This window comes from Rhodanobacter sp. FW102-FHT14D06, from assembly GCF_043950705.1.
Taxonomy (GTDB): domain Bacteria; phylum Pseudomonadota; class Gammaproteobacteria; order Xanthomonadales; family Rhodanobacteraceae; genus Rhodanobacter.
Window position 1 is genome coordinate 3,223,458 of sequence record NZ_CP170722.1, and the last position, 20,623, is coordinate 3,244,080.

The window sequence follows — 20,623 nt, forward strand, 5'->3', positions numbered from 1 at the left end:
GGAAATACCATGAAACAGCACATCAAGCATCACAGCATTACCGTTGCCGTTGTCCTGGGCGTTCTTGCCCTCGGCGCCGGTGCGTTTGTGTATTCCGGCCTCTACAACATCGGTGCTGACGACCACCACACCAAGCCGGTGTTCGCGGTAATGCAGACCCTGCGAGAGCAGTCCATCCATGCCCGCTCGAAAGACATCGTGGTACCCGACCTCAATGACGAGCAGTTGATCTTGAAAGGGGCCGGCCAGTACGCGGCGATGTGCACCCAGTGTCATCTCAAGCCTGGGATGAAAGACTCGGAGCTTCGCCAAGGCCTATACCCGCTACCGCCAAACCTGTCGCAGGTACGGGTCGATCCGAAGGATGCGTTCTGGATCATCAAGCACGGCATCAAGATGAGCGGGATGCCGGCTTGGGGCATGGTGCCCGGTCACGACGACCCCACTATCTGGAGCATGGTCGCGTTCATCGAAAAACTGCCGGGCATGACGCCCGCGCAATACAAAGCCATGGTTGCCAAGGCCCCGCCGGATGAGGACATGCATATGGGAGAGGACGGTGGCCATGGCCACGGTGAGGCCGCCGATGAGGACGCCCACGGTGCTGCCGACATGGAAGGCATGGACATGTCCGGTGAGGCCGGTCACAGCCATGGCGCAGCTGCGGGAGATGACCACGGTCATGCGGCGGCCGCCGCGCCCGCGGCTGAAGCCCCGCTTTCGCTGGAGGGCATGAAGCCGAAGGCGGCACCCGAGGCCGAGGCCGTGGCACAGGCGTTCCAGGCGGCCTTGCAGCACGGCGATCGGGCGGCCGTACTCGCTTTGCTGGCTCCCAATGTCACCATCAGCGAAGGCGGCCATGTCCAGACGCGTGACGCCTACGCGGCTGGTCACTTGGGCGAGGACATCGCGTTCCTGAATAGTGCCAAGATCACCCCGGTCTCGCTGGGTTCAATGCCGATGGGCGACACCGCCATGGTCGGTAGCGAGAGCGACATCCAGGCCACGGTCAAGGGCAAATCGACCACGCTGCGCAGCCGCGAGATGCTCAACCTCAGAAAAGATGGCGACAGCTGGAAGATCGTGTCCATCCAGTGGCAAACCACCCCGGTAGCAGGAGAATGACGATGAAGCGATGGTTTTCCCGCATGGGCATCAGTTTGCTGTTTGCCGTGCTGTTCGCGCCGGCGGCGATGGCCGCGAACGCGTTGGACGTGTACAGCGACCCGTCCTGCGGCTGCTGCGACGCGTGGGTCGATTACATGCGCGCGCAGGGCTACACCGTCACCGTGCACCAGGACCAGCCGATGGCGAGCGTAAAGGCACGGCTTGGTGTGCCGGCCGATGTCGTCTCCTGTCACACCGCGCTGATCGATGGTTATGTGATCGAGGGTCACGTGCCGGTGGAAGATGTTCAGCGCCTGCTCGCCGAGCGCCCTGACGCCCGGGGCCTGGCGGCACCGGGTATGCCGATGGGCTCGCCTGGCATGGAGATGGGTGCGCCGGAACGCTATGACGTGGTGTTGATCGGCCGGGATGGATCGTCCCGCGTCTTTGCCACCCACGGTCCGAAAGCGTGATCGCCGTGGCCGGTGGACGAACCGCCCGTTCGTGTGCCGGCCACGATCGCGCCATACCGATTCCTGACCTCTCTGTACGGTTCGGAGAGTGACGATGCTCCTGCAGCCGATCGATATTTTTGTCTACGCGTGGCTTGCCATTGCGGTGCTCTCGGCGATCTATGTGGCGTGGGATCAGTTCCGCGGCAATCCCGAACCCACGGTCATGAAGTGGGGCTTCGTACTGATCACGCTGTACATGGGGCCGATCGGCTTGTTGCTCTACGTGATGGCGGACAAGGAGCCGACACCGGGTACGCATGAAGCGTTTGTACAGCCGCTGTGGAAACAGGGCGCAGGCTCGGCCGTGCACTGTGTCGCTGGTGATGCGACCGGCATCATTCTCGCCGCGGTGGTGGTTTCGCTGATTGGCCTACCGATGTGGGCCGATCTGATCGTCGAATACGCCGCCGGCTTCCTGTTTGGCCTGCTGATTTTCCAGTCGCTGTTCATGCGCAAGATGATGGGCGGGTCGTATCTGGAAAATGTACGAAAGTCGTTCATGCCCGAATTCATCTCGATGAACGCGATGATGGCCGGTATGGCGCCGGTCATGGTGCTGTTGATGATGGGGCGCGACATGCGCGCGATGTGGCCGGGTGAGCCGCTGTTCTGGTTCGTGATGTCGCTGGGCGTTACGGCCGGCTATGCGGTGACCTATCCAGTCAACGTGTGGCTGGTGTCGCGCGGCATGAAGCACGGACTGATGACGGTGCGCGACGATGCCCCTCCCCAGCACGATGAACGGCCGCAGGCATCGACGAGCGCGTCGCACGATCATGGCGCGATGGCGTCGATGCCCGCCGATCACGTAATGTCGGCGGTCACGGGAAAGGATGACGGCAAGCATGGAATGCACGACGCGTCCTCCGGCCACGGCATGCACGGCGGCGGCAAGACGCCGACCCGCGCGCAGCTCATCGCGGTCACTGCCTTCACCAGCCTGATGCTGATCGCCGGCATGACGCTACCCTCCGCCTTCGTCAACATGCGGTTGTCCGCGCACGAGGTCGGCAAGCTGATCATGCCGCCGGGCATGATCACCACCCAGGAAACCCCGGCCGCGACCATGCGCGACATGGCAGGTATCGATCCGCGTACCAGCGTGTACACCGCACCGGTCGCTGCCCAAGGCGATCAACTGCTGCAGCCGCAGATCGTCGAGGGGGTGAAGGTGTTTCACTTCAACCTCGAAGTGATCCAGTGGAGCATCCTCGCCGATCGACCGGTGAACGCTTATGCGGTCAATCGCCAGGTGCCCGGCCCACGCATCGAGCTGGAGCAAGGCGATCACGTGCGCTTCGTGGTCACCAACCATCTGCCGGAATCAACCACGCTACATTGGCATGGATTGATCGTGCCCAACGCGATGGACGGCCCGGCCATGGTCACGCAGAAGCCTATCGCGCCCGGCGCCACGTTCACTTACGACTATGTGGTGCCACAGGTCGGCACCTACTTCTATCACTCACACGATCATCCGGATCGCCAGCAAAGCCTGGGCCTCTACGGCGCACTCATCGTGCGTCCCACGCACAACTTGGAGAACCTCAAGCGCCTCGCGGCGCTGCACCTGCCGCCGGAAGAGGTAACGGCGGCGGCCGATCCGGCGAAAGAAGTGAAAGCCGACCACGAGTACACCCTCCTGCTGCAGGAATGGCTGGCTCGTGACGGCATCACCTATCCGGCGATGAACATGGAAGGCGGTCTACCCAACTACTTCACCATCAACGGCAAGGCCTACCCGTCGACCGATACGGTAAAAATGCGCGTGGGCGAAACGATCAAGATCCGCTTCATCGGCAGCAACACCAATTTCGTGCATCCCATGCATATCCACGGCGGGCCGTTCACCGTGGTCGCACGCGATGGCGTTGACCTACCCAAGGATGCGCAGTTCCAGGCGGACACCGTGAATGTCGGCCCCGGACAGCGTTACGACGTGATCTGGACCGCGCGCAAACCGGGACGCTGGCTGGTGCACTGCCATATCCCGCACCATACGACCAACAACAACCAGGAGCAGCAAGGCGGCGGCGGCTTGATGATGGTGCTCGATGTGCTCGACGCCAACGGACATTCGTTGCCAATGCCGCCACAGTAAGAGCGACTTTTGGCCGTGACGCCCGAAGGCACGAGATCCTCGTTCCGGGCCTGCCGGCCGCATCCCTCGGGAATGGCGCCGCCTGTGACCGCGTTCCGCCCCATGTCGTCGAGCCGCCCACGATTGACACCACATCCACCTCGCCGCTTACACGTGCTTGCACATCAATCGACGTCAATCCATTGCCATCGTCATGGGAGGCTACATGAACACTCGCCATCACCACACGGGCGCCAACAAACACGGACACGGCGCCCATCCCGGCTCGGCGACAACCGCGCTTGATCCGGTCTGCGGCATGCGAGTCGATCCGAATCAAACGGCTTACCACGCCGAGTATCAAGGAGTAACGCGCCACTTTTGTTCGGCGCGCTGCCGGGAGCGCTTCGTGGCTGATCCGGCCAAATATCTGTCCGGGCAGCCCGATGACGCCTCCGCGGAGGCACCGGCGGGAACGATGTACATCTGCCCCATGCATCCGCAGGTACGCCAGGAAGATCCCGGCATTTGCCCCATTTGCGGCATGGCGCTGGAGCCGGAAATGCCGGGGCTGGACGACGAGGACCAACCCGAACTGCGTGATTTCAGCCGTCGCTTCTGGTGGACCTTGCCGGCGACGCTGGTGGTGCTCGTGCTGGCGATGTTCGGCCATTACTTACCCCGGTTGCCGGTGAACACCCGAACCTGGATCGAACTGGTACTGACCATGCCAGTCGTGTTGTGGGCAGGCTGGCCGTTCTTCGTTCGCTGCGTGCAGTCGATCCGCAACCTCAGTCCCAACATGTGGACCCTGATCGGCATCGGCGTTGGCGCGGCGTTCGGCTACAGCATCGTTGCCACCCTCGCACCGGACGTGTTCCCGGAGTCGTTTCACGAACATGGCCGCGTGGGTGTCTATTTCGAAGCCGCCGCGGTGATCGTCTCGCTGACCCTGCTTGGGCAGTTGCTCGAACTGCGTGCCCGCTCCAAGACCTCGACTGCCCTGAAAGCCCTGCTGGGGCTGGCGCCAAAGACTGCGCGTCGCCTGCGCGACGATGGCGGCGAGGAGGATGTCGAACTCGGCCACGTTCACGTCGGCGATCGCCTGCGGGTACGCCCCGGCGAAAAGGTGCCGGTGGACGGCGAAGTGATCGAGGGACGCTCCCATGTCGACGAGTCGATGCTGACCGGGGAACCCGTCCCGGTCGAGAAGTCCATCGGCTCCAGCGTGATCGGCGCGACCCTCAACGGCACTGGCAGCCTGGTGATCCGGGCGGAGAAAGTCGGTTCGGCGACGGTGCTGTCGCAAATCGTGCAACTGGTCGCCCAGGCGCAACGCTCACGCGCACCGATGCAGCGCATGGCTGACAAGGTGGCTTTCTGGTTCGTGCTGGCGGTCCTGGCGATTGCCGTCGCCACCTTTGTCGTGTGGGGGCTGTTTGGACCGGAACCGTCGTGGACGTTCGCGGTGCTCAACGCGATCTCGGTCTTGATCATCGCCTGTCCCTGCGCGCTGGGACTGGCCACGCCGATGTCGATCATGGTGGCGACCGGCCGTGCCGCCGGGGAAGGCGTGTTGTTCCGCGATGCCGAGGCGATCGAGAACCTGCGCAAGATCGATACCCTGATCGTGGACAAGACCGGAACCCTGACCGAGGGACGTCCGGCATTCCATACCGCACTCGCGGCCAAAGGGTTCACTGAGCAGGAGGTGCTGCGCCTGGCGGCCAGCCTCGACCAGGGCAGCGAGCACCCGCTGGCCGACGCGATCGTCGCGGAAGCCCGCCATCGTGGCCTGGCACTGGAGACGCCGGAGAGCTTCGAGTCGTCCACCGGCATCGGGGTGCGCGGCAAGGTGGGAGGCGCCACGCTGGCGATCGGCAACACCGCGCTGATGCACGAGGTCGGAGTCGATGCCACCGTTCTTTCCGTTCCGGCCGAGGAGCTGCGCCGAGCCGGTGCCAGCGTGATGTATTTGGCGGTCGATGGTGTCCTGGCTGGCCTGCTCGCGGTCGCCGACCCGATCAAGGCCAGCACTGCCAACGCCATCGCGGCGCTGCACGAGGCGGGCTTGAACATCGTGATGGCCACCGGCGACGGCGTTACCACGGCCCATGCGGTCGCACGCACCCTGGGCATCGACGAAGTCCATGGCGAGGTTCGCCCAAAGGACAAGATCGACCTCGTGCGAGAGCTGCAAGCCAAGGGACATCGGGTGGCGATGGCTGGCGACGGGATCAACGACGCACCTGCACTTGCCGGTGCCGATGTCGGTATCGCGATGGGCACCGGCACCGATGTGGCGATGTCCAGCGCGCAGGTGACACTGGTGAAAGGCGATTTGCGTGGCATCGTGCGGGCACGGTCGATTTCCAACGACACCGTCGCCAACATGAAGCAAAACCTGGGCTTCGCATTTCTCTACAACGCATTGGGTGTACCGGTCGCGGCCGGCGTGCTCTACCCCCTGACTGGCCTGCTGCTCAGCCCCATGATCGCCGCTTTGGCGATGAGTTTGAGCTCCGTGTCGGTGGTTGCCAACGCATTGCGGCTGGGCCGAAAGCGGCATGGCTGAAATGACCAACGCCGGCGAGCGGAGCGAACCCGGCGCAATGCCTTCGCCGGTCGACGGACAATCCGTAGTTGATTCAAGTCAAGGAAACCTTGATATTATCCGAGATAAAGTGGTGTCCATGGCCCGTCCTTTCCGCATGCATCGCACCACACGTCGCCGCCTGTTCTGGCTGGTGACGCTGCTGATGCTTTGGCAGCAGACGGCACTGGCTGCTTATATCTGTCCGACTGTGCCCGAAGCGGCGACGGCGACCGCGTTGGTAAACTCGATGCCGGGCATGGACGACGGCTGTGTGCAGCATCAGGATACCCCCGCCAGCCCGTTGTGCCAGAAACATTGCGTGCCCGAGCACGCCACGCAGGTTGAGGCGCACACGGCGTCGGTGCCGCTGAGCCCATTGCCGGCCATGCCGCCGATGCTGATATCGGTCGCGGCCGTTACGCTGCCATCGAATCGCGCGCTCCAACGGATCGGGCATTTGCGCGCGCCACCACCTCCGCCCATATTGTTGTTCTGCTCACTCCTGATCTGATCTGACACGTCGAGGCATTGACGTACGTGGCGTCGCGTCTGCGTGGCGCGCCGCAAACCGCAGATCGACGGAGTATTCAGCCATGTTGTCCATTCATTTCGCTCGGCACCTGATGGTGGCGGGCTTGGCCACGCTCCTGTGTGGGGTCGTGGCTGCGGCGGCGCAGGCCGCCGAACCGCCGCTGACGCTGGAAGCGGCCGTGCAGCACGGCCTGGCGCGGGCGCCGCAACTCGATGCGCGTACCGCCGACACGGTGGCAGCCCGCGAGGAAGCCGCGCGGGCCGGGCAGTTGCCGGATCCCACCCTGACGTTCGGGCTTTCCAATTTCCCGGTCACCAATCCGGGCGCTTTCAGCTTGCGTTCGGAGGGGATGACGGCGCGCACCGTCGGCGTGATGCAGGCTATCCCATCACGCACGGCGCGTCGCGCGGAGCGCGCCTTGGCCAGCGCCCGGATCGATGCGGCCCAGGCCGATCGCGTGGCCACCGTGCAGAGTGTGCGCGAGCGCATCGCCGATGCCTGGATCGACGTATGGGTGACCGAGCAGCAGCGATCATTGCTGGCTGCCTTGCATGATGAGGCGGGGTTGGCTGTGCGGATAGCGCAGGCACGCTTGCGCGGCGGCGAAGGCAACGCGACGGATGTGCTGGCCGTCCGAGCCGAGGCTGCCACGCTGGATAACCGTCTGGAAGCGATTGGCGCGGATCTCGTCGCCGCCCAAGCCGGCCTGCAGCGCTGGCTTGGTCCGGGCGTTTTCGATCTGGCCGAAGCGCCGGATTTTGGTCAACTGCCGGTCACCGCAGATCACTTGGAGCAGCGCATCGACCAACAGGCGCCGATGCAGGTGTGGCAGGCACGCGAGCAAGTTGCGCAAGCGGCGCTCAAGCAGGCGCGTGCGGCCAAGCACCCGGACTGGAGCGTGACTGCCAGCTATGGTCGGCGCGCCCCGGGCCTGTCGGACATGGTGATGCTGGAGGTGGGCGTCAGCCTGCCGCTGTTCACGCGCAACCGGCAGGACCGCGGCATCAGCGCTCGGCAGGCGCAATGGGATGCGGTGCAGGCCGATCACGAGGACGCGCGGCGCGCCCAGCGCGAGGCAGTCACACGCGCCGTAGCGACGTGGCAGGGATGGAATCAGCAAGTCCAGCGCTATCAGGACACCCTGCTGCTGCTGGCGCGTGACCGCGCGCAAACCGCGCTGGCCGGCTATCGCGGCGGCGGCTCGTTGCAGCCGTGGCTGGATGCCCGTCGCGCCGAGATTGAGTTGCGTCTGAATTATGCCGATGCGCTTGCCGCCCGCGCCCGGTTATGGGCCTCGCTGGCTTATCTGTTGCCGACCTCGGAGACGACGCCATGAAGCGTGTACCGATAATCCTAGCCAGTGTTTTGCTGGCAGCCCTTTTGCTTTTGGTGGGGTACTTCGGCGGTCGTCGGCATCCGCCAGCGTCGTCCGCTCAGACAGGGTCCGCTATGCCTGCTGCCCACGGCGGCGACAAGAAAATCCTGTACTGGTACGACACGATGATGCCGCAGCAGCATTTCGACAAACCGGGGCTGTCGCCGATGGGTATGCAGATGGTGCCCAAGTATGCCGACGAAGGTGCGGCCAAGGATGTCGTCAGGATTGACCCGGCGACCGTGCAGAATCTGGGGGTGCGCACCGCTCCGGTGGAGCGCCGTGTGCTGGCGTCGGCCATCCGGGTGCCGGGCACTATCACCTGGGATCTGCGCCAAGCCACCACCATAAGCGCACGCGTCGATGCGGTGGTGAGCAAGCTGGACGTGCGTGCACCTTACGCCACGGTCAAAGCCGGCGAACCGCTGGCGGAGTTGTTGGCGCCGCAATGGAGCAGCGCACTGGCCGAATATGCTGCGCTTCAACAGGCGCAATCGGCCGACGCGAAAGGCCTTCGCGCGGCTTCGCGGGAACGCCTGCAGGTGCTGGGCCTGACCTCCGAGGATATCCGGGCAGCTCGTCATGGTTCGGGGGCCGCGATCACGCTACACGCCCCGCAGGCGGGCGTCATCACCACCCTGGATGTGCGTGAAGGCCAACGCGTCACTGCCGGTCAGACCTTGATGACCGTAAATGGCCTGTCCACCGTGTGGATCGAGGCCGCCCTGCCGCAGGCGGCGGCAGGTGCAGTGCACAGCGGCACGCCCGTCACCGTCACGGTCGATGCACTCCCAGGTCGATCGTTCCACGGCATCGTCGAAACCTTGTTGCCGGACGTCGATGCCATGACGCGCACCCAGCGCGCCCGCGTCGTACTCGACAATCCCGACGAGGCCTTGAGTCCAGGCATGTTCGCCACCGTGCAACTCAGCCCCGCACGGGGCGAAGCCGTGCCCGTGGTTCCGGACGACGCGCTGATCGCGACGGGGACCCACACACGCGTCATTCTCGCCGAGGGGGACGGGCACTTTCGTGCCGTATCGGTTCGTGCCGGACGCGCAGCCGGCGGTTATACGGAGATTCTCGATGGCCTCACGGGCGGTGAAAAGGTCGTGGTCTCCGGCCAGTTCCTGATCGATTCGGAGGCGAGCCTGTCCGGTGCGCTGGAACGTCTGAATGACACTTCGGCGCATCCGGCACGGGCGGCGAGTACGCCCATGCCGGGCATGCCGATGGGAGGCAAACCATGATCGCCGCCCTGATTCGCGCGGCGATCGCACATCGGGTGTTCGTGCTGTTGGCTGCACTGGCCTTGGCCATGATGGGCATGTTCTCGGTGACGCGCACGCCGGTCGATGCGCTGCCCGATCTGTCCGACACCCAGGTGATCATTCGCACCAGCTATCCGGGGCAGTCGCCGCAGGTAGTCGAGGATCAAGTCACCTATCCGCTGGCCACCACCATGCTGTCGGTGCCGGGCGCGACGACCGTACGTGCGTTTTCGTTTTTCGGTGACTCCTACGTCGACGTGCTGTTCGATGACAGCACCGACCTGTACTGGGCGCGCTCACGGGTACTGGAGTACCTGAGCCAGGCACGCGATCGCCTGCCGGCGGGCGTTACGCCCGCCCTCGGCCCCGATGCCACGGGACTGGGCTGGATCTACGAATACGCCCTGATCGACCGCACCGGCCAGCACGACCTCGGCCAGCTACGCGCGCTGCAGGATTGGTTTTTGCGCTATCAGCTCAAGACCGTGCCGAATGTCGCCGAGGTGGCCACCCTGGGTGGCATGGAGCGCGCGTGGCAGATCGTGCCCGATCCGCAAGCGCTGGCGGCGCGCGGGATCACGGTGGCGCAGCTGGTCGATGCGGTGCGCAGCGCGAACGGTGCCAACGGCGGCTCGGTGATCGAACAGGGCGAAGCGGAACTGATGGTGCGCAGCGAAGGCTACCTGAAGAGCCGCACGGACTTCGAAAACGTCCCCATCACGACCAACGCCGGCGGCGTACCGGTGCTATTGCACGATGTGGCGACGGTGCGGCGGGGTCCGACGTTCCGCCGCGGCCTCGCCGAGCTGGATGGCCAGGGCGAAGTGGTCGGCGGCATCATCGTGATGCGCACGGGCAAGAACGCCAAGGCCACCATCGCCGCCGTGAAATCGCGATTGGCGGAACTGCAGCGCAGTCTGCCGGCCGGCGTCGAGATCGTGCCTACCTATGACCGCTCGCGGCTGATCGACGCCGCGGTGGAGAACCTGTGGGGCAAGTTGCTGGAAGAGTTCCTGATCGTGGCGCTGGTCTGTGTGCTGTTTCTCGGCCATCTGCGCTCGGCGCTGGTTGCGGTGATCACCTTGCCGCTGGGCGTGCTGACCGCGTTTATCGTGATGAATCTGCAAGGGGTATCGGCGAATCTGATGTCGCTGGGCGGCATCGCGATCGCGATCGGCGCGATGGTCGACGCGGCGATCGTGATGATCGAGAACACGCACAAGCATCTGGAACATTGGCGTAGTGCGAACGACGGACGTGAACCGCAAGGCGCGCAGCGATGGTCGTTGATCGCCGATGCCGCCGCCGAGGTGGGGCCCGCACTGTTTGTGAGCCTGTTGATCATCGCGCTGTCGTTCGTGCCGGTGTTTGCGCTGCAGGGCCAGGAAGGCAAACTGTTCAAGCCGCTGGCTTTCACCAAGACCTACGCGATGGCGGCGGCGGCCGGGCTGGCGGTGACGCTGGTGCCGGTGCTGATGGGCTATCTGATCCGCGGGCGCATCCGTGCCGAGCGCGACAATCCGCTCAACCGCGGATTGATCCGCGGCTATCGGCCCCTCCTCGAAGCCGTGCTGCGCCATCCGAAAGCGACCCTGGTGCTGGCCGGTGTGTTGCTGCTCACCGCGATCATTCCGATGACCAGGCTCGGCAGCGAGTTCATGCCCGCGATGGACGAAGGCACGTTGTTGTACATGCCCACCGCATTGCCGGGACTGTCCGCCGGCAAGGCCTCGCAGTTGCTGCAATTGACCGATCGCATGATCAAGACCGTGCCCGAGGTCGATCATGTGTTCGGCAAGGCGGGGCGCGCCGACACGGCCACCGATCCGGCGCCGCTGGAGATGTTCGAGACCACGATCACCTTCAAGCCGAAGGACCAGTGGCGGCCGGGCATGACCATGGACAAGATCAAGGCGGAGCTGGACAAGGCCGTGCACGTGCCGGGACTGACGAACTTGTTCGTGCCGCCGATCCGCAATCGCATCGACATGCTCTCCACCGGCATCAAGAGCCCGATCGGCATCAAGGTGCTGGGCACCGATCTGGCCGCGCTGCAGACCGTGGCCGATCGGATCGAGACGGTGGCGAAGACCGTACCCGGTGTCAGTTCGGCGATTGCCGAGCGTCCAACCAGTGGCCGCTACGTCGATGTGGCCATCCGCCGTGATGCCGCCGCACGTTACGGGCTGACCCAGGAGCGCGTGCAGCAACTGATTGCGACCGTGGTCGGCGGCGACCCGATCGGTCAGACCGTCGAAGGGCGCGAACGCTATCCCATCGTGGTGCGCTATCCGCGCGCTGAGCGTGACTCGGTCGAGGCCTTGCGACGGCTACCGATCGTCGCCGCCAACGGCGCCCAACTCGCGCTGAGTCAGGTGGCCGATATTGCCGTGGTTGCAGGACCGTCCATGCTGAAAAGCGAGGGCGGCCAGTTGGCCACGTATGTCTACGTCGATACGGCCGGCAGCGATTTGGGCACGGTGGTGGCCAACCTGCAACGCGCAGTGGCGCAGCAGGTCACCTTGCCGCCGGGTACGACCGTGGCGTGGTCCGGTCAGTTCGAATACCTAGCCAGTGCCATGGAAAGACTCAAGGTGGTAGTGCCGATTGCGCTGGTGATCATCTTCCTTCTGATTTACGCCGTGTTCCGACGCATGAGCGAAGCGGCACTGATCATGGCCAGCGTGCCGCTGGCCCTGGTCGGTGGGCTGTGGCTGATCTGGCTGCTCGGTCATGCGGTATCGGTCGCCACGATCATCGGCTTCATCGCGCTGGCCGGTGTCGCCGCCGAGTTCGGGGTGGTGATGCTGCTGTATCTGCGCCAAGCCTGGGACCGGCAGCTCGTGCGCGATCCGCAGGCCGGTCTCAACGCACTGGATGAAGCCATTCGCGAAGGTGCCGTGCAGCGCGTGCGCCCGAAGGCGATGACCGTGGCGGTCATTCTCGCCGGTCTGTTTCCGATCCTGCTCGGCCATGGTGCTGGCTCGGAAGTGATGCAACGTATCGCCGCCCCGATGATCGGCGGCATGGTCACTGCGCCCTTGCTATCCATGCTTGTCATACCCGCGGCGTACCGCCTGCTGGTTCGTCATCGGCTGCGTAAAGCCAGCAAGGCAAACGCCACACTTCATCCCAACCCACAAGGAAACTGACCCATGAAAAAGCCATGCATCACCCTCGCAATTACCGCTGCGCTGTTCACCGCTCCGGCGTTTGCCAACCCTCAGCAGATGGATCCCAACATGCCGGGCATGGCCGGGATGCACGAAGCCACACCTGCCGATGTGCAGGGCGTGGGCGTGGTCAAGGCGGTCGACACCGCCAAGGGCACCATCACGCTGCAGCATGAGGCGATTGCCGCGATCGGCTGGCCGGCCATGACGATGACCTTCAAGCTGGCGTCACCGGATCTGCTCAAGGGCGTCAAGGTCGGCGACAAAGTGCGTTTCAGCTTGCATCCGGCCGGCATCGCGAGCACGGTCACGGCGATCGCGCCGGCGCAACCGTAAGCGGATCGCGTGCATCTGTCGCCATAAGCCAGCGGCCGTCACAGTGACGGCCGCCAAACGGGTTCTTAGGGCTGCGCCTGCTTCGATTCCAGATCCTTGATCAGTCCCTTCATCTCGCCGATCTCGCGCTTTTGCGACGTGATAATTTCATCGGCGAGCTTGCGCACACGCGGATCCGAAATGTGGGCGCGTTCGCTGGTGAGAATGGCGATCGAGTGATGCGGAATCATCGCTTTCATGTAGGAAACATCGCCCACGGTGGCCTGGCTGCGCACGAGATAGAGCGCCGCGGCAAACACCACCACGGCGCCGCCAACGATGGCGAGGTTCATCGTGCGGCTGCCGTACATGTGCAGCATGAAGCCAAGCATGATCACCGCCATGGTCGCGCCCATCACCAGCGCCATCCAGGCGCGGGTCTGGCTCCAGAACACGTGATCCAGCCGGTAAGTGTTGAGGTACATCACGCCGAACATGACCACCGTGGCGGTGGCAATCATGGCGAGGAAGCGCACGTAGGAATTCTTCATCGGGGATCTCCGTAGGAAACGGCAACAAGGTAGGCGATAGCCTGTCGGAAGTTCGTGACCGAGTGGAACGGCTATGCCGACGCGCCGTCTCGCGCTTCCGCGCAGCCCGCCCGCGCTCGGGCGGCGATCGAAACGACTGCACCTGACGCTCGGATACTGAATGCACAGCAGCACACACGCGAACTCGACACGCCATGCGAAAAGATGAAGGATCGGCGCGGCGGTCACGTACGTCGGAGGGTCGGAAACGGTCGAGGACAACGTCATGGAAACATCCAAACCCATGGTCATCGTGACCGGCAGCAGCGGCTACATCGGCTCGGCGGTAGTGCGTGCCTTCGCTGAGCACTTCGATCTGGTCGGGCTCGATCGCGAAACCTCGCCGCATCCTCCTATCGATGCCGAATGCGTGTGCGTCGACCTGACCTCGGATGAGAGCGTGGCGACCGCGCTCCAGCGCGTGCGGCATGCGCACGGCGCGCGCATTGCCTCGGTCATCCATCTGGCCGCCTATTTCGACCTGACCGGCAAGCCCGATCCGCGATACGAAGCGATCACGGTGCAGGGAACCGCGCGCTTGTTGCACGCGTTGCAGGCGTTCGAGGTCGAGCAGTTCGTGTTTCTCAGCACGATGCTGGTGCATGCGCCCACGCAACCGGGGCACCCAATTAATGAAGACTCGCCGCTGGATCTGCAGCCGCTGCCGTATCGCGAATCGAAGATCCGCACCGAGCAGTTGATCCGCGAACAGCACGACGGCATGCCCGTGGTGATCGTGCGCCCGGGCGGCGTGTACGACGACGGCGGCCATTCGGCGTTTCTCGCCCAGCAGATCGCGCGCATCTACGAGCGGCAGCTAGTCGGCCACGTCTATCCCGGTGCGCTCGAAACCGGACAGCCGTTCCTGCACCTGGCCGATCTGGTGGCCGCGCTGCTGGCGATCGTGTTGCGTCGCGCGGAGCTGCCCGGCCAGCTGACCCTGCTGCTGGCCGAACCCGAGGCGATCGGCACCGGCGACATGCAGCAAACCCTGGGCCGGCTGCTTCACGGCGAGGACTGGGTGACGCGCCAGATTCCCAAGCCGGTGGCCAAGGCTGGCGCCTGGTTGCAGAACGACGTGCTGGACGAGCACACCTTCGTGCGCGACTGGATGATCGATAGCGCCGACGACCATTACGAGATCGACACGGCGCGCGCCCGGCACTGGCTCGATTGGCGACCGGGCCATGCACTACGCGATGCGTTGCCGAGTATCGTCGCGAAGCTCAAAGCCGATCCTGTCGGCTGGTATCGCAGCAACAAGCTGGACGCCGCACGGGTCGCCACGCTCGCGGTGAAGCCCGCGCCGCCCGCGCCGCCGCCAACCAACGACGACATGGCGCAGCATGCCGCGATGATGCGCAAGCATGTCGAGGACATGCGCGCGATGCATTTCGACATGCTGTGGGTGCACTATGTGGCGATGATGCTGGGCGCGTGGCTGGCGTTCTCGCCCTTCGTGTTCGGCAGTTTCGAGAGCACCGGCTTCAGCGATGCGGTCATGCGCGTCACCGCCGCGCGCGGCTTGCCCGATCCGGCACTGCGCAGCGCGATGTTGGGTTACAGCGACGTGGTCAGCGGCTTGCTGGTGATGCTGTTCGGCGCGCTGTCGTTGTCGCCGCGATTTGCCTGGGCGCAATGGGCGAATGCGGTGACCGGCGCGTGGCTGCTGCTCGCGCCGCTGGTGTTCTGGGCGACCAGCGCGGCGGCTTACGCCAACGACACGCTGGTCGGCGCACTGGTGATCGCGTTCGCAATCCTGGTGCCGATGATGCCAGGCATGAGCATGGCCGGCATGATGGACAACTCCGACCTGCCGCCAGGCTGGACCTATTGTCCGTCCACCTACCTGCAGCGTCTGCCGATAGTGGCGCTGGCCGTGGTGGGCCTGCTGATTTCGCGCCATCTGGCGGCGTACCAGCTGGGCCACATTCCGACGGCAATCGAGCCGTTCTTCTCTGGCAGCCATGGTCTCAACGGCACCGAAACGATCATCACCTCGACGGTGTCCAAGGCGTGGCCGATCGCCGACGGCGGCCTGGGCGCGGTCAGCTACATGGCCGAGATCCTGATGGGCGTGATGGGCGACCGCCGGCGTTGGCGCACGATGCCGTGGATGGTGGCGATGTTCGGCATCGTGGTGGTGCCGCTAGGCGTGGTGAGCATCTACTTCATCATCATCCAGCCGATCGTCATCGGCACCTGGTGCAGCCTGTGCCTGCTGGCCGGACTGGCGATGCTGGTGATGATTCCGTACAGCCTCGACGAGCTCGTCGCGACCGGGCAGTTCCTGGTGCAGGACCATCGGCGCGGCGGCAAGTTCTGGCGCACGTTCTTCCGCGGCGGCGCACAACCCGATGGTGCCTGCGACCATCATCCCGGTTTCGATGCACCGCTGACCGCGGCCACGAGGTCAGCCATGCGCGGCGTCGGCATGCCGTGGACTTTGCTGGCCAGCGCCGCCCTGGGTCTGTGGCTGATGTTCACTCGGTTGAGCCTGGGAACACATCCGCCACTGGCCGACAGCGATCACCTGATGGGCGCGTTGATCGTCACCGTCGCGGTGATTGCGATGGCCGAAGTGGCCCGGGCGTTGCGCTTCGTCAATATCATTTTTGGCTTATGGCTGATCGCTGCGCCGTGGTGGATTGCCGGTAGCAGCATGCTCGCTTCCTGGCTGGGTGTGCTGGTCGGCCTGCTGGTGATCGGCCTCAGCTTGCCACGCGGTACGCGCAGCCACGACCACTACGGAAGCTGGGATCGCTTCGTGTGATGACCCGCGTATCCATTGCACCGCCCAAGCACGGCATGGTCGACTGGCTGCCGCTCTGTCGCAGCGTCATCTTCGTGCACATGCGGAAGCCGGCTCACCGATCGCTACTTCAATCACCACCCAACAGATGGGCGATGGATGCGACCAAGGGACCCTTACGTTGCAGCATGAAGCGATTGCCGCGACCGGCCGACCGTCCATGACCATGCAAGGTGGCGTCGCCCGAGTTGCTGAAGGACGTGAAAGTCGACGCCAAGGTGCAGTTCTCCCCGCGGCCGAGATGGCCGGCCCAGTGATGGCGAACACGCCGGTGCTGCCCGTAAGTGGATGCACGTGTGCCTGTGCGAGCAGACGCGCGACTATGCCTGCCGAAGGAAATCCAGTGTCGGACAGTGACCGTCACGAGGTGTCTGTGCGCAGTCACCGGCGAGTTGTACGAGTTCCGCCTCCAGTCGTCGCAGTTCCTCCAACTTGCGGCGCACATCGAAAAGCTTGTGCTCGATCAGTCGGCGTGTCTGCGCACAGGCCCGTTTACCTTTGAGCTGCAGCAGTCCGGCGATCTCCTCCAGCGTGAAGCCCATGGTCTTGGCGCGGCGGATGAATTGCAGGCGCGCCAGATCATGATGTTCATAGCGGCGCACGCCGCCTAGGGGCCGCTCGGGCTCATGCAACAGGCCCACACGCTGGTAGTAGCGCACAGTTTCGACGTGCACGTCAGCGGCCAAAGCCAACCGACCGATAGTGAGAGCAGAATTCATGCTTGACTCCGTAGTGGGGTACGGAAGTTAGTATGCACGCATGAGCTCGATACCTGCCAAGTCGTCCTTGCCCGCCGTGATCGTTGCGTTGCTCGCGGCGATCGGCGCGTCGGTGTGCTGCGTGGTGCCGCTGGTGCTGGTGTTGTTGGGCGTCAGCGGCGCGTGGATCGCCCATCTCACCGCACTCGATCCCTGGCGGCCGTGGTTCATCGCGGCCACCTTGCTTTGCCTGGCGCTCGCGTTCTGGACGCTGTATGGGCCCTCGTCACGCTGCCGTACGGAAGGTGTTTGCGTTGATCCGCCGGTCTTGCGCCGGCGCCGGCGCTGGTTATGGCTGGCTACGGCATTGATCATGCTTTTGTTGCTGTTTCCCTATGTCGTGGGCTGGTTTCTGTAGGAGTTGATTGATGTGCATCAAGACAGCTGGAATGGTGGCGACCCTTTGGCTCGGCCTGGCACATGCGGCGACGCCCACCACAACGGTGTTGCATGCCGCGAACATGACCTGTCCCGCCTGCAACGTAACGATCGAGAAGGCATTGAGTCGCGTACCCGGGGTGACGAGCACGAAGGTCGATCTGAAAGCCGAGACAGTCACGGTGATTTTCGATGCGGATCGCACCACGGTGCCGGTGTTGGCGCGTACGGTCACCGATGCCGGTTTCCCGGCTACGGCGAAAGCCCATGGCGGTTGAGCCCATCTTGCAGAGCACGTTGACCTGTCCGCATTGCGGCCACCAGGCCAACGAGACCATGCCGACCGATGCCTGCCAGTTCTTCTACGACTGCAAGGGGTGCGGCGAATTGCTCCGGCCCAAGGCGGGCGACTGCTGCGTGTTCTGCTCGTACGGCAGCGTGCCGTGTCCGCCGATCCAGCAGCAGAAGCCGTGCTGCGAAAGCGGTCGCTGAATTTCACTCATCAGGCTGTTCGGATTTTGCTTCGCAATTTATCCGTTGACGGCTTGCACGAAGTCTCGCCAACTTGGCAACTGCCGTCGGACTGACTGCAGCAATGATCTGTGAGGTAGCCGATGAGGTCGTTCATGGCCTCGATCACGGGGGCGTAATAGATGAAACGTCCACTTTGCTGGCTGGTCACAAGGCCGGCGTGCGACAGCTCTTTCAAATGAAACGAAAGCGTGGCGTTGGCCAGTCCCAGCTTCTCGGCAATCGCACTGGCGGCAAGACCGTCCGGCGCGTGCTCGATCAACAGCCGATAGACCGCCAACCGCGACTCCTGAGCGAGCGCGGAAAGGATCGTGAGGACTTGTTTGGTCTGCATAGTGCGAATAGCCGTCTCAGAACGCTGCGTATTGTCCGCTTTTGCAGTGTAGTGCTTGCGCTCACCACCGGATCAACCGGCTGCGCCGTTACTGGGCGCTTTACCGATGGTATCAAGCCGACTGGACAGCGCGAGCCGATCCAAGGCCGTCAAGTTTAAATTGAGCAGCAAGCTGATCCGTTGCTGCAGAAGGTTCCTGGCCAGCACGAAGGCTTTGTAAACGCTGGCCTGATCGCCTTGCGCCTTCGCTGGATCAGGGATGTCCCAGTGCGCGGTGATAGGCGCACCGGGCCACGCGGGGCAAACCTCGCCGGCCACCTGGTCACACACGGTGATCACGAAATCCATCACCGGCGCTTCCGGTGCCATGAACTCCGCCCAGCTCTTGCTGCGAAGCCCATCGATGGGAAGATCCACGGCCTTGAGCACCTCCAGCGTCTGGGGGTAGATGAAACCTTTGGGCTGGCTTCCGGCGCTGTAGCCATGAAAACGATCGCGGCCAAAGTGATGCACGGTCGCTTCGGCCAAAATGCTACGCGCCGAGTTGCCGGTGCAGACGAACAACACGTTGTAGTGACCCTGCATGACGATGCTCCGCTCAAGCCTGCTTTAATTCGTACCAACGCTTGCTGCCGTTGACGATGCGAACCACCGACAACATCACCGGCACTTCAATCAACACGCCAACCACGGTGGCCAGCGCGGCGCCGGAGTGCACGCCGAACAGACCCACCGCGGTGGCGACGGCTAGCTCGAAAAAGTTGCTGGCCCCGATCAGCGCCGAGGGCCCGGCCACGCAATGGGGCACCCCGAACCGACGGTTGAGCACGTAGGCCAGTCCGGAGTTGAAATACACCTGGATCAGGATCGGCACGGCCAGCATCGCGATTACCGCCGGCTGGGCCAGGATCTGCTGCCCCTGAAAACCGAACAGCAGCACGAGGGTGGCCAGCAGCGCGAACAAGGACGCCGGTCCCAGGCGCTGTAGCAGTTTCTGCAGCTGTGGCTCGCCGCCTCGCGAGAGCACCCAACGACGAAGCACCACGCTGATAGCCACCGGCACAACGATGTAGAGCAGCACCGACAACAGCAACGTGTTCCAGGGCACCGTGATCGAAGAGATGCCCAGCAGCAGCGCCACGATGGGCGCAAACGCCACGACCATGATCGTGTCGTTCAAGGCGACCTGGCTCAGCGTGAAGTTCGGCTCGCCGTGGCAGAGATTGCTCCACACGAACACCATCGCCGTGCACGGTGCCGCGGCCAGCAGGATCAGGCCGGCAATGTAGGAGTCGAGCTGGTCAGCAGGAAGGTAGCCGGCGAAGACGTGGCGGATGAATATCCAACCCAGCAGCGCCATCGAAAACGGCTTCACCGCCCAATTGATGAAAAGCGTGACGCCAATGCCTTTCCACTGACGGCGCACGCCACCAAGCGCGCTGAAATCAATCTTCAACAGCATCGGGATGATCATCAACCAGATGAGCACGGCCACTGGCAGATTGACTTGCGCGACCTGCATGCCCCCCAAGGCCTCAAAAGTGTCCGGCAGCCAGTGACCCAGAAGCGTGCCCACCACGATACACAGCAAGACCCAGACTGTGAGGTAGCGCTCGAAGAAGCCGATGCGGCTGCCACTGGCCGTATCCGGATCGGCGTCGACCACTTCAGCTGACAACTGGTTCATGCGTGTTCCTCATCGGCGTCGGTGATGGTGCCGATGTGATCAAGGGCCAACTTCAACTCGTCCCGGCTCATCGTTTCCACCGGCAGGTTCAGCAACGCGTTGACTCGATAAAGCACGAGCGTGTGGGCAAGCCGGAAGGCTTCGATCACGGCACCTTCACCGTGGGCTGCCGCCGGATCGGGCTGACCCCAGTGGGTTTTCACAAAATCGCCGAACAGCACCGGGCACGTCTCATTCGCTGCGTTGTCGCAGACCGTGATGACGATATCCAGCGGCGGCGCACCCTCCCCCGTGAAGCGATCCCAGGACTTGCTGCTGAGTCCTTCGGTGGGTATGCCGAGGGCCTTGAGCTCGCCGATCGCATAGGGGTTGACGCGGCCGGTCGGCTGGCTGCCCGCGCTGAAGGCTTCGAAGCGGCCTTTGCCCAAATGGTTGAGGGTCGCTTCGGACAGGATGCTGCGGGCGGAATTGCCCGTGCAGATGAATAGAACGCGGCACGGATGCATGACGGTCTCGAATTGGCTTCTATATTTCCATAATGATAGAATCATTTAGTCAAAGCAACAGGA

The 20,623-nt window shown here is 63.8% G+C and carries 19 protein-coding genes; 13 read left to right on the forward strand and 6 right to left on the reverse strand.

Annotated elements, in window-relative coordinates; all coding sequences use genetic code 11:
- Positions 1-9: 9 nt before the first annotated feature.
- The 9 genes from ACFCQI_RS14460 (at position 10) to ACFCQI_RS14500 (ending at position 12,985) form a co-directional block, all read left to right on the forward strand.
- Positions 10-1,125: a c-type cytochrome gene (locus tag ACFCQI_RS14460; protein ID WP_395117827.1), complete on the forward strand. Its 1,116-nt coding sequence runs from the start codon at positions 10-12 to the stop codon at positions 1,123-1,125.
- 2 nt (positions 1,126-1,127) lie between these two features.
- Positions 1,128-1,580: a DUF411 domain-containing protein gene (locus ACFCQI_RS14465; protein ID WP_015447598.1), complete on the forward strand. Its 453-nt coding sequence runs from the start codon at positions 1,128-1,130 to the stop codon at positions 1,578-1,580.
- Between the two features lie 94 nt (positions 1,581-1,674).
- The gene (locus ACFCQI_RS14470; RefSeq protein ID WP_015447599.1) at positions 1,675-3,723 is read left to right on the forward strand and encodes a DUF4396 domain-containing protein; all 2,049 of its coding nucleotides are present in this window, start codon (positions 1,675-1,677) and stop codon (positions 3,721-3,723) included.
- A gap of 298 nt (positions 3,724-4,021) precedes the next feature.
- A complete protein-coding gene (locus ACFCQI_RS14475) occupies positions 4,022-6,277 on the forward strand; it encodes a heavy metal translocating P-type ATPase (protein WP_208321653.1) in 2,256 nt (751 codons plus the stop codon).
- Positions 6,270-6,809 carry a hypothetical protein gene (locus tag ACFCQI_RS14480; protein ID WP_235645280.1) on the forward strand — a complete coding sequence of 180 codons (540 nt, stop codon included), beginning with the start codon at positions 6,270-6,272 and terminating at the stop codon, positions 6,807-6,809. The genes ACFCQI_RS14475 and ACFCQI_RS14480 overlap by 8 nt, the downstream gene beginning before the upstream one ends.
- Before the next feature lie 82 nt (positions 6,810-6,891).
- Positions 6,892-8,166, forward strand: a complete 1,275-nt coding sequence (locus ACFCQI_RS14485; RefSeq protein WP_395117829.1) for a TolC family protein — start codon at positions 6,892-6,894, stop codon at positions 8,164-8,166.
- On the forward strand, positions 8,163-9,455 hold the full coding sequence (locus ACFCQI_RS14490) for an efflux RND transporter periplasmic adaptor subunit (RefSeq protein WP_395117831.1): 1,293 nt from the start codon (positions 8,163-8,165) through the stop codon (positions 9,453-9,455). The genes ACFCQI_RS14485 and ACFCQI_RS14490 overlap by 4 nt, the downstream gene beginning before the upstream one ends.
- Positions 9,452-12,628 (forward strand): efflux RND transporter permease subunit, encoded by a 3,177-nt coding sequence (locus ACFCQI_RS14495; protein ID WP_395117833.1) that lies wholly within the window; start codon positions 9,452-9,454, stop codon positions 12,626-12,628. Before ACFCQI_RS14490 ends, ACFCQI_RS14495 begins: the two co-directional genes overlap by 4 nt.
- 3 nt (positions 12,629-12,631) lie before the next feature.
- Positions 12,632-12,985 (forward strand): copper-binding protein, encoded by a 354-nt coding sequence (locus ACFCQI_RS14500; RefSeq protein ID WP_015447605.1) that lies wholly within the window; start codon positions 12,632-12,634, stop codon positions 12,983-12,985.
- A 65-nt stretch (positions 12,986-13,050) separates the two neighbouring features.
- Here the strand turns inward: ACFCQI_RS14500 and ACFCQI_RS14505 are convergent, their stop codons facing one another.
- The gene (locus ACFCQI_RS14505) at positions 13,051-13,500 is read right to left on the reverse strand and encodes a DUF305 domain-containing protein (protein WP_235645841.1); all 450 of its coding nucleotides are present in this window, start codon (positions 13,498-13,500) and stop codon (positions 13,051-13,053) included.
- 280 nt (positions 13,501-13,780) lie between these two features.
- Between ACFCQI_RS14505 and ACFCQI_RS14510 the strand changes: the two genes are divergently transcribed.
- Positions 13,781-16,327, forward strand: a complete 2,547-nt coding sequence (locus ACFCQI_RS14510; protein WP_015447607.1) for an NAD-dependent epimerase/dehydratase family protein — start codon at positions 13,781-13,783, stop codon at positions 16,325-16,327.
- Between the two features lie 359 nt (positions 16,328-16,686).
- On the opposite strand, the gene ACFCQI_RS14515 is transcribed toward ACFCQI_RS14510, so the two are convergent.
- Positions 16,687-17,085 (reverse strand): MerR family DNA-binding protein, encoded by a 399-nt coding sequence (locus ACFCQI_RS14515; protein ID WP_015447608.1) that lies wholly within the window; start codon positions 17,083-17,085, stop codon positions 16,687-16,689.
- Positions 17,086-17,161: 76 nt separating this feature from the next.
- Between ACFCQI_RS14515 and ACFCQI_RS14520 the strand changes: the two genes are divergently transcribed.
- From ACFCQI_RS14520 to ACFCQI_RS14530, 3 genes are read left to right on the forward strand one after another with little or no spacing between them, the layout of a single operon-like run.
- The gene (locus ACFCQI_RS14520) at positions 17,162-17,482 is read left to right on the forward strand and encodes a mercuric transporter MerT family protein (RefSeq protein WP_235645411.1); all 321 of its coding nucleotides are present in this window, start codon (positions 17,162-17,164) and stop codon (positions 17,480-17,482) included.
- Positions 17,483-17,492: 10 nt separating this feature from the next.
- Positions 17,493-17,780, forward strand: coding sequence for a heavy-metal-associated domain-containing protein (locus tag ACFCQI_RS14525; protein WP_015447610.1), 288 nt, complete (start codon positions 17,493-17,495; stop codon positions 17,778-17,780).
- The gene (locus ACFCQI_RS14530) at positions 17,770-17,994 is read left to right on the forward strand and encodes a GDCCVxC domain-containing (seleno)protein (RefSeq protein ID WP_015447611.1); all 225 of its coding nucleotides are present in this window, start codon (positions 17,770-17,772) and stop codon (positions 17,992-17,994) included. The genes ACFCQI_RS14525 and ACFCQI_RS14530 overlap by 11 nt, the downstream gene beginning before the upstream one ends.
- 10 nt (positions 17,995-18,004) lie before the next feature.
- Here ACFCQI_RS14530 and ACFCQI_RS14535 read toward each other — a convergent pair whose 3' ends face one another.
- From ACFCQI_RS14535 to ACFCQI_RS14550, 4 genes are all read right to left on the reverse strand, one after another.
- On the reverse strand, positions 18,005-18,367 hold the full coding sequence (locus ACFCQI_RS14535; RefSeq protein ID WP_015447612.1) for a helix-turn-helix transcriptional regulator: 363 nt from the start codon (positions 18,365-18,367) through the stop codon (positions 18,005-18,007).
- Positions 18,368-18,439: 72 nt separating this feature from the next.
- Entirely contained in the window at positions 18,440-18,952 is a 513-nt protein-coding gene (locus ACFCQI_RS14540; RefSeq protein WP_015447613.1) for an arsenate reductase ArsC, read from the reverse strand.
- Positions 18,953-18,965: 13 nt separating this feature from the next.
- The gene (arsB, locus tag ACFCQI_RS14545; RefSeq protein ID WP_015447614.1) at positions 18,966-20,054 is read right to left on the reverse strand and encodes an ACR3 family arsenite efflux transporter; all 1,089 of its coding nucleotides are present in this window, start codon (positions 20,052-20,054) and stop codon (positions 18,966-18,968) included.
- Entirely contained in the window at positions 20,051-20,560 is a 510-nt protein-coding gene (locus tag ACFCQI_RS14550; protein WP_015447615.1) for an arsenate reductase ArsC, read from the reverse strand. The genes arsB and ACFCQI_RS14550 overlap by 4 nt, the downstream gene beginning before the upstream one ends.
- Positions 20,561-20,623: the final 63 nt, after the last annotated feature.

Excerpts from the sequence above, each read along its gene's own strand:
- ACFCQI_RS14510 (WP_015447607.1), top strand. The coding sequence starts at position 13,781 with ATGGAAACATCCAAACCCATGGTCATCGTGACCGGCAGCAGCGGCTAC.
- ACFCQI_RS14485 (WP_395117829.1), top strand. The coding sequence starts at position 6,892 with ATGTTGTCCATTCATTTCGCTCGGCACCTGATGGTGGCGGGCTTGGCC.
- ACFCQI_RS14460 (WP_395117827.1), top strand. The coding sequence starts at position 10 with ATGAAACAGCACATCAAGCATCACAGCATTACCGTTGCCGTTGTCCTG.
- ACFCQI_RS14495 (WP_395117833.1), top strand. The coding sequence starts at position 9,452 with ATGATCGCCGCCCTGATTCGCGCGGCGATCGCACATCGGGTGTTCGTG.
- ACFCQI_RS14515 (WP_015447608.1), bottom strand. The coding sequence starts at position 17,085 with ATGAATTCTGCTCTCACTATCGGTCGGTTGGCTTTGGCCGCTGACGTG.
- ACFCQI_RS14480 (WP_235645280.1), top strand. The coding sequence starts at position 6,270 with ATGGCTGAAATGACCAACGCCGGCGAGCGGAGCGAACCCGGCGCAATG.
- ACFCQI_RS14475 (WP_208321653.1), top strand. The coding sequence starts at position 4,022 with ATGCGAGTCGATCCGAATCAAACGGCTTACCACGCCGAGTATCAAGGA.
- ACFCQI_RS14525 (WP_015447610.1), top strand. The coding sequence starts at position 17,493 with ATGTGCATCAAGACAGCTGGAATGGTGGCGACCCTTTGGCTCGGCCTG.
- ACFCQI_RS14465 (WP_015447598.1), top strand. The coding sequence starts at position 1,128 with ATGAAGCGATGGTTTTCCCGCATGGGCATCAGTTTGCTGTTTGCCGTG.
- ACFCQI_RS14535 (WP_015447612.1), bottom strand. The coding sequence starts at position 18,367 with ATGCAGACCAAACAAGTCCTCACGATCCTTTCCGCGCTCGCTCAGGAG.
- ACFCQI_RS14540 (WP_015447613.1), bottom strand. The coding sequence starts at position 18,952 with ATGCAGGGTCACTACAACGTGTTGTTCGTCTGCACCGGCAACTCGGCG.
- arsB (WP_015447614.1), bottom strand. The coding sequence starts at position 20,054 with ATGAACCAGTTGTCAGCTGAAGTGGTCGACGCCGATCCGGATACGGCC.
- ACFCQI_RS14550 (WP_015447615.1), bottom strand. The coding sequence starts at position 20,560 with ATGCATCCGTGCCGCGTTCTATTCATCTGCACGGGCAATTCCGCCCGC.
- ACFCQI_RS14530 (WP_015447611.1), top strand. The coding sequence starts at position 17,770 with ATGGCGGTTGAGCCCATCTTGCAGAGCACGTTGACCTGTCCGCATTGC.
- ACFCQI_RS14500 (WP_015447605.1), top strand. The coding sequence starts at position 12,632 with ATGAAAAAGCCATGCATCACCCTCGCAATTACCGCTGCGCTGTTCACC.
- ACFCQI_RS14470 (WP_015447599.1), top strand. The coding sequence starts at position 1,675 with ATGCTCCTGCAGCCGATCGATATTTTTGTCTACGCGTGGCTTGCCATT.
- ACFCQI_RS14490 (WP_395117831.1), top strand. The coding sequence starts at position 8,163 with ATGAAGCGTGTACCGATAATCCTAGCCAGTGTTTTGCTGGCAGCCCTT.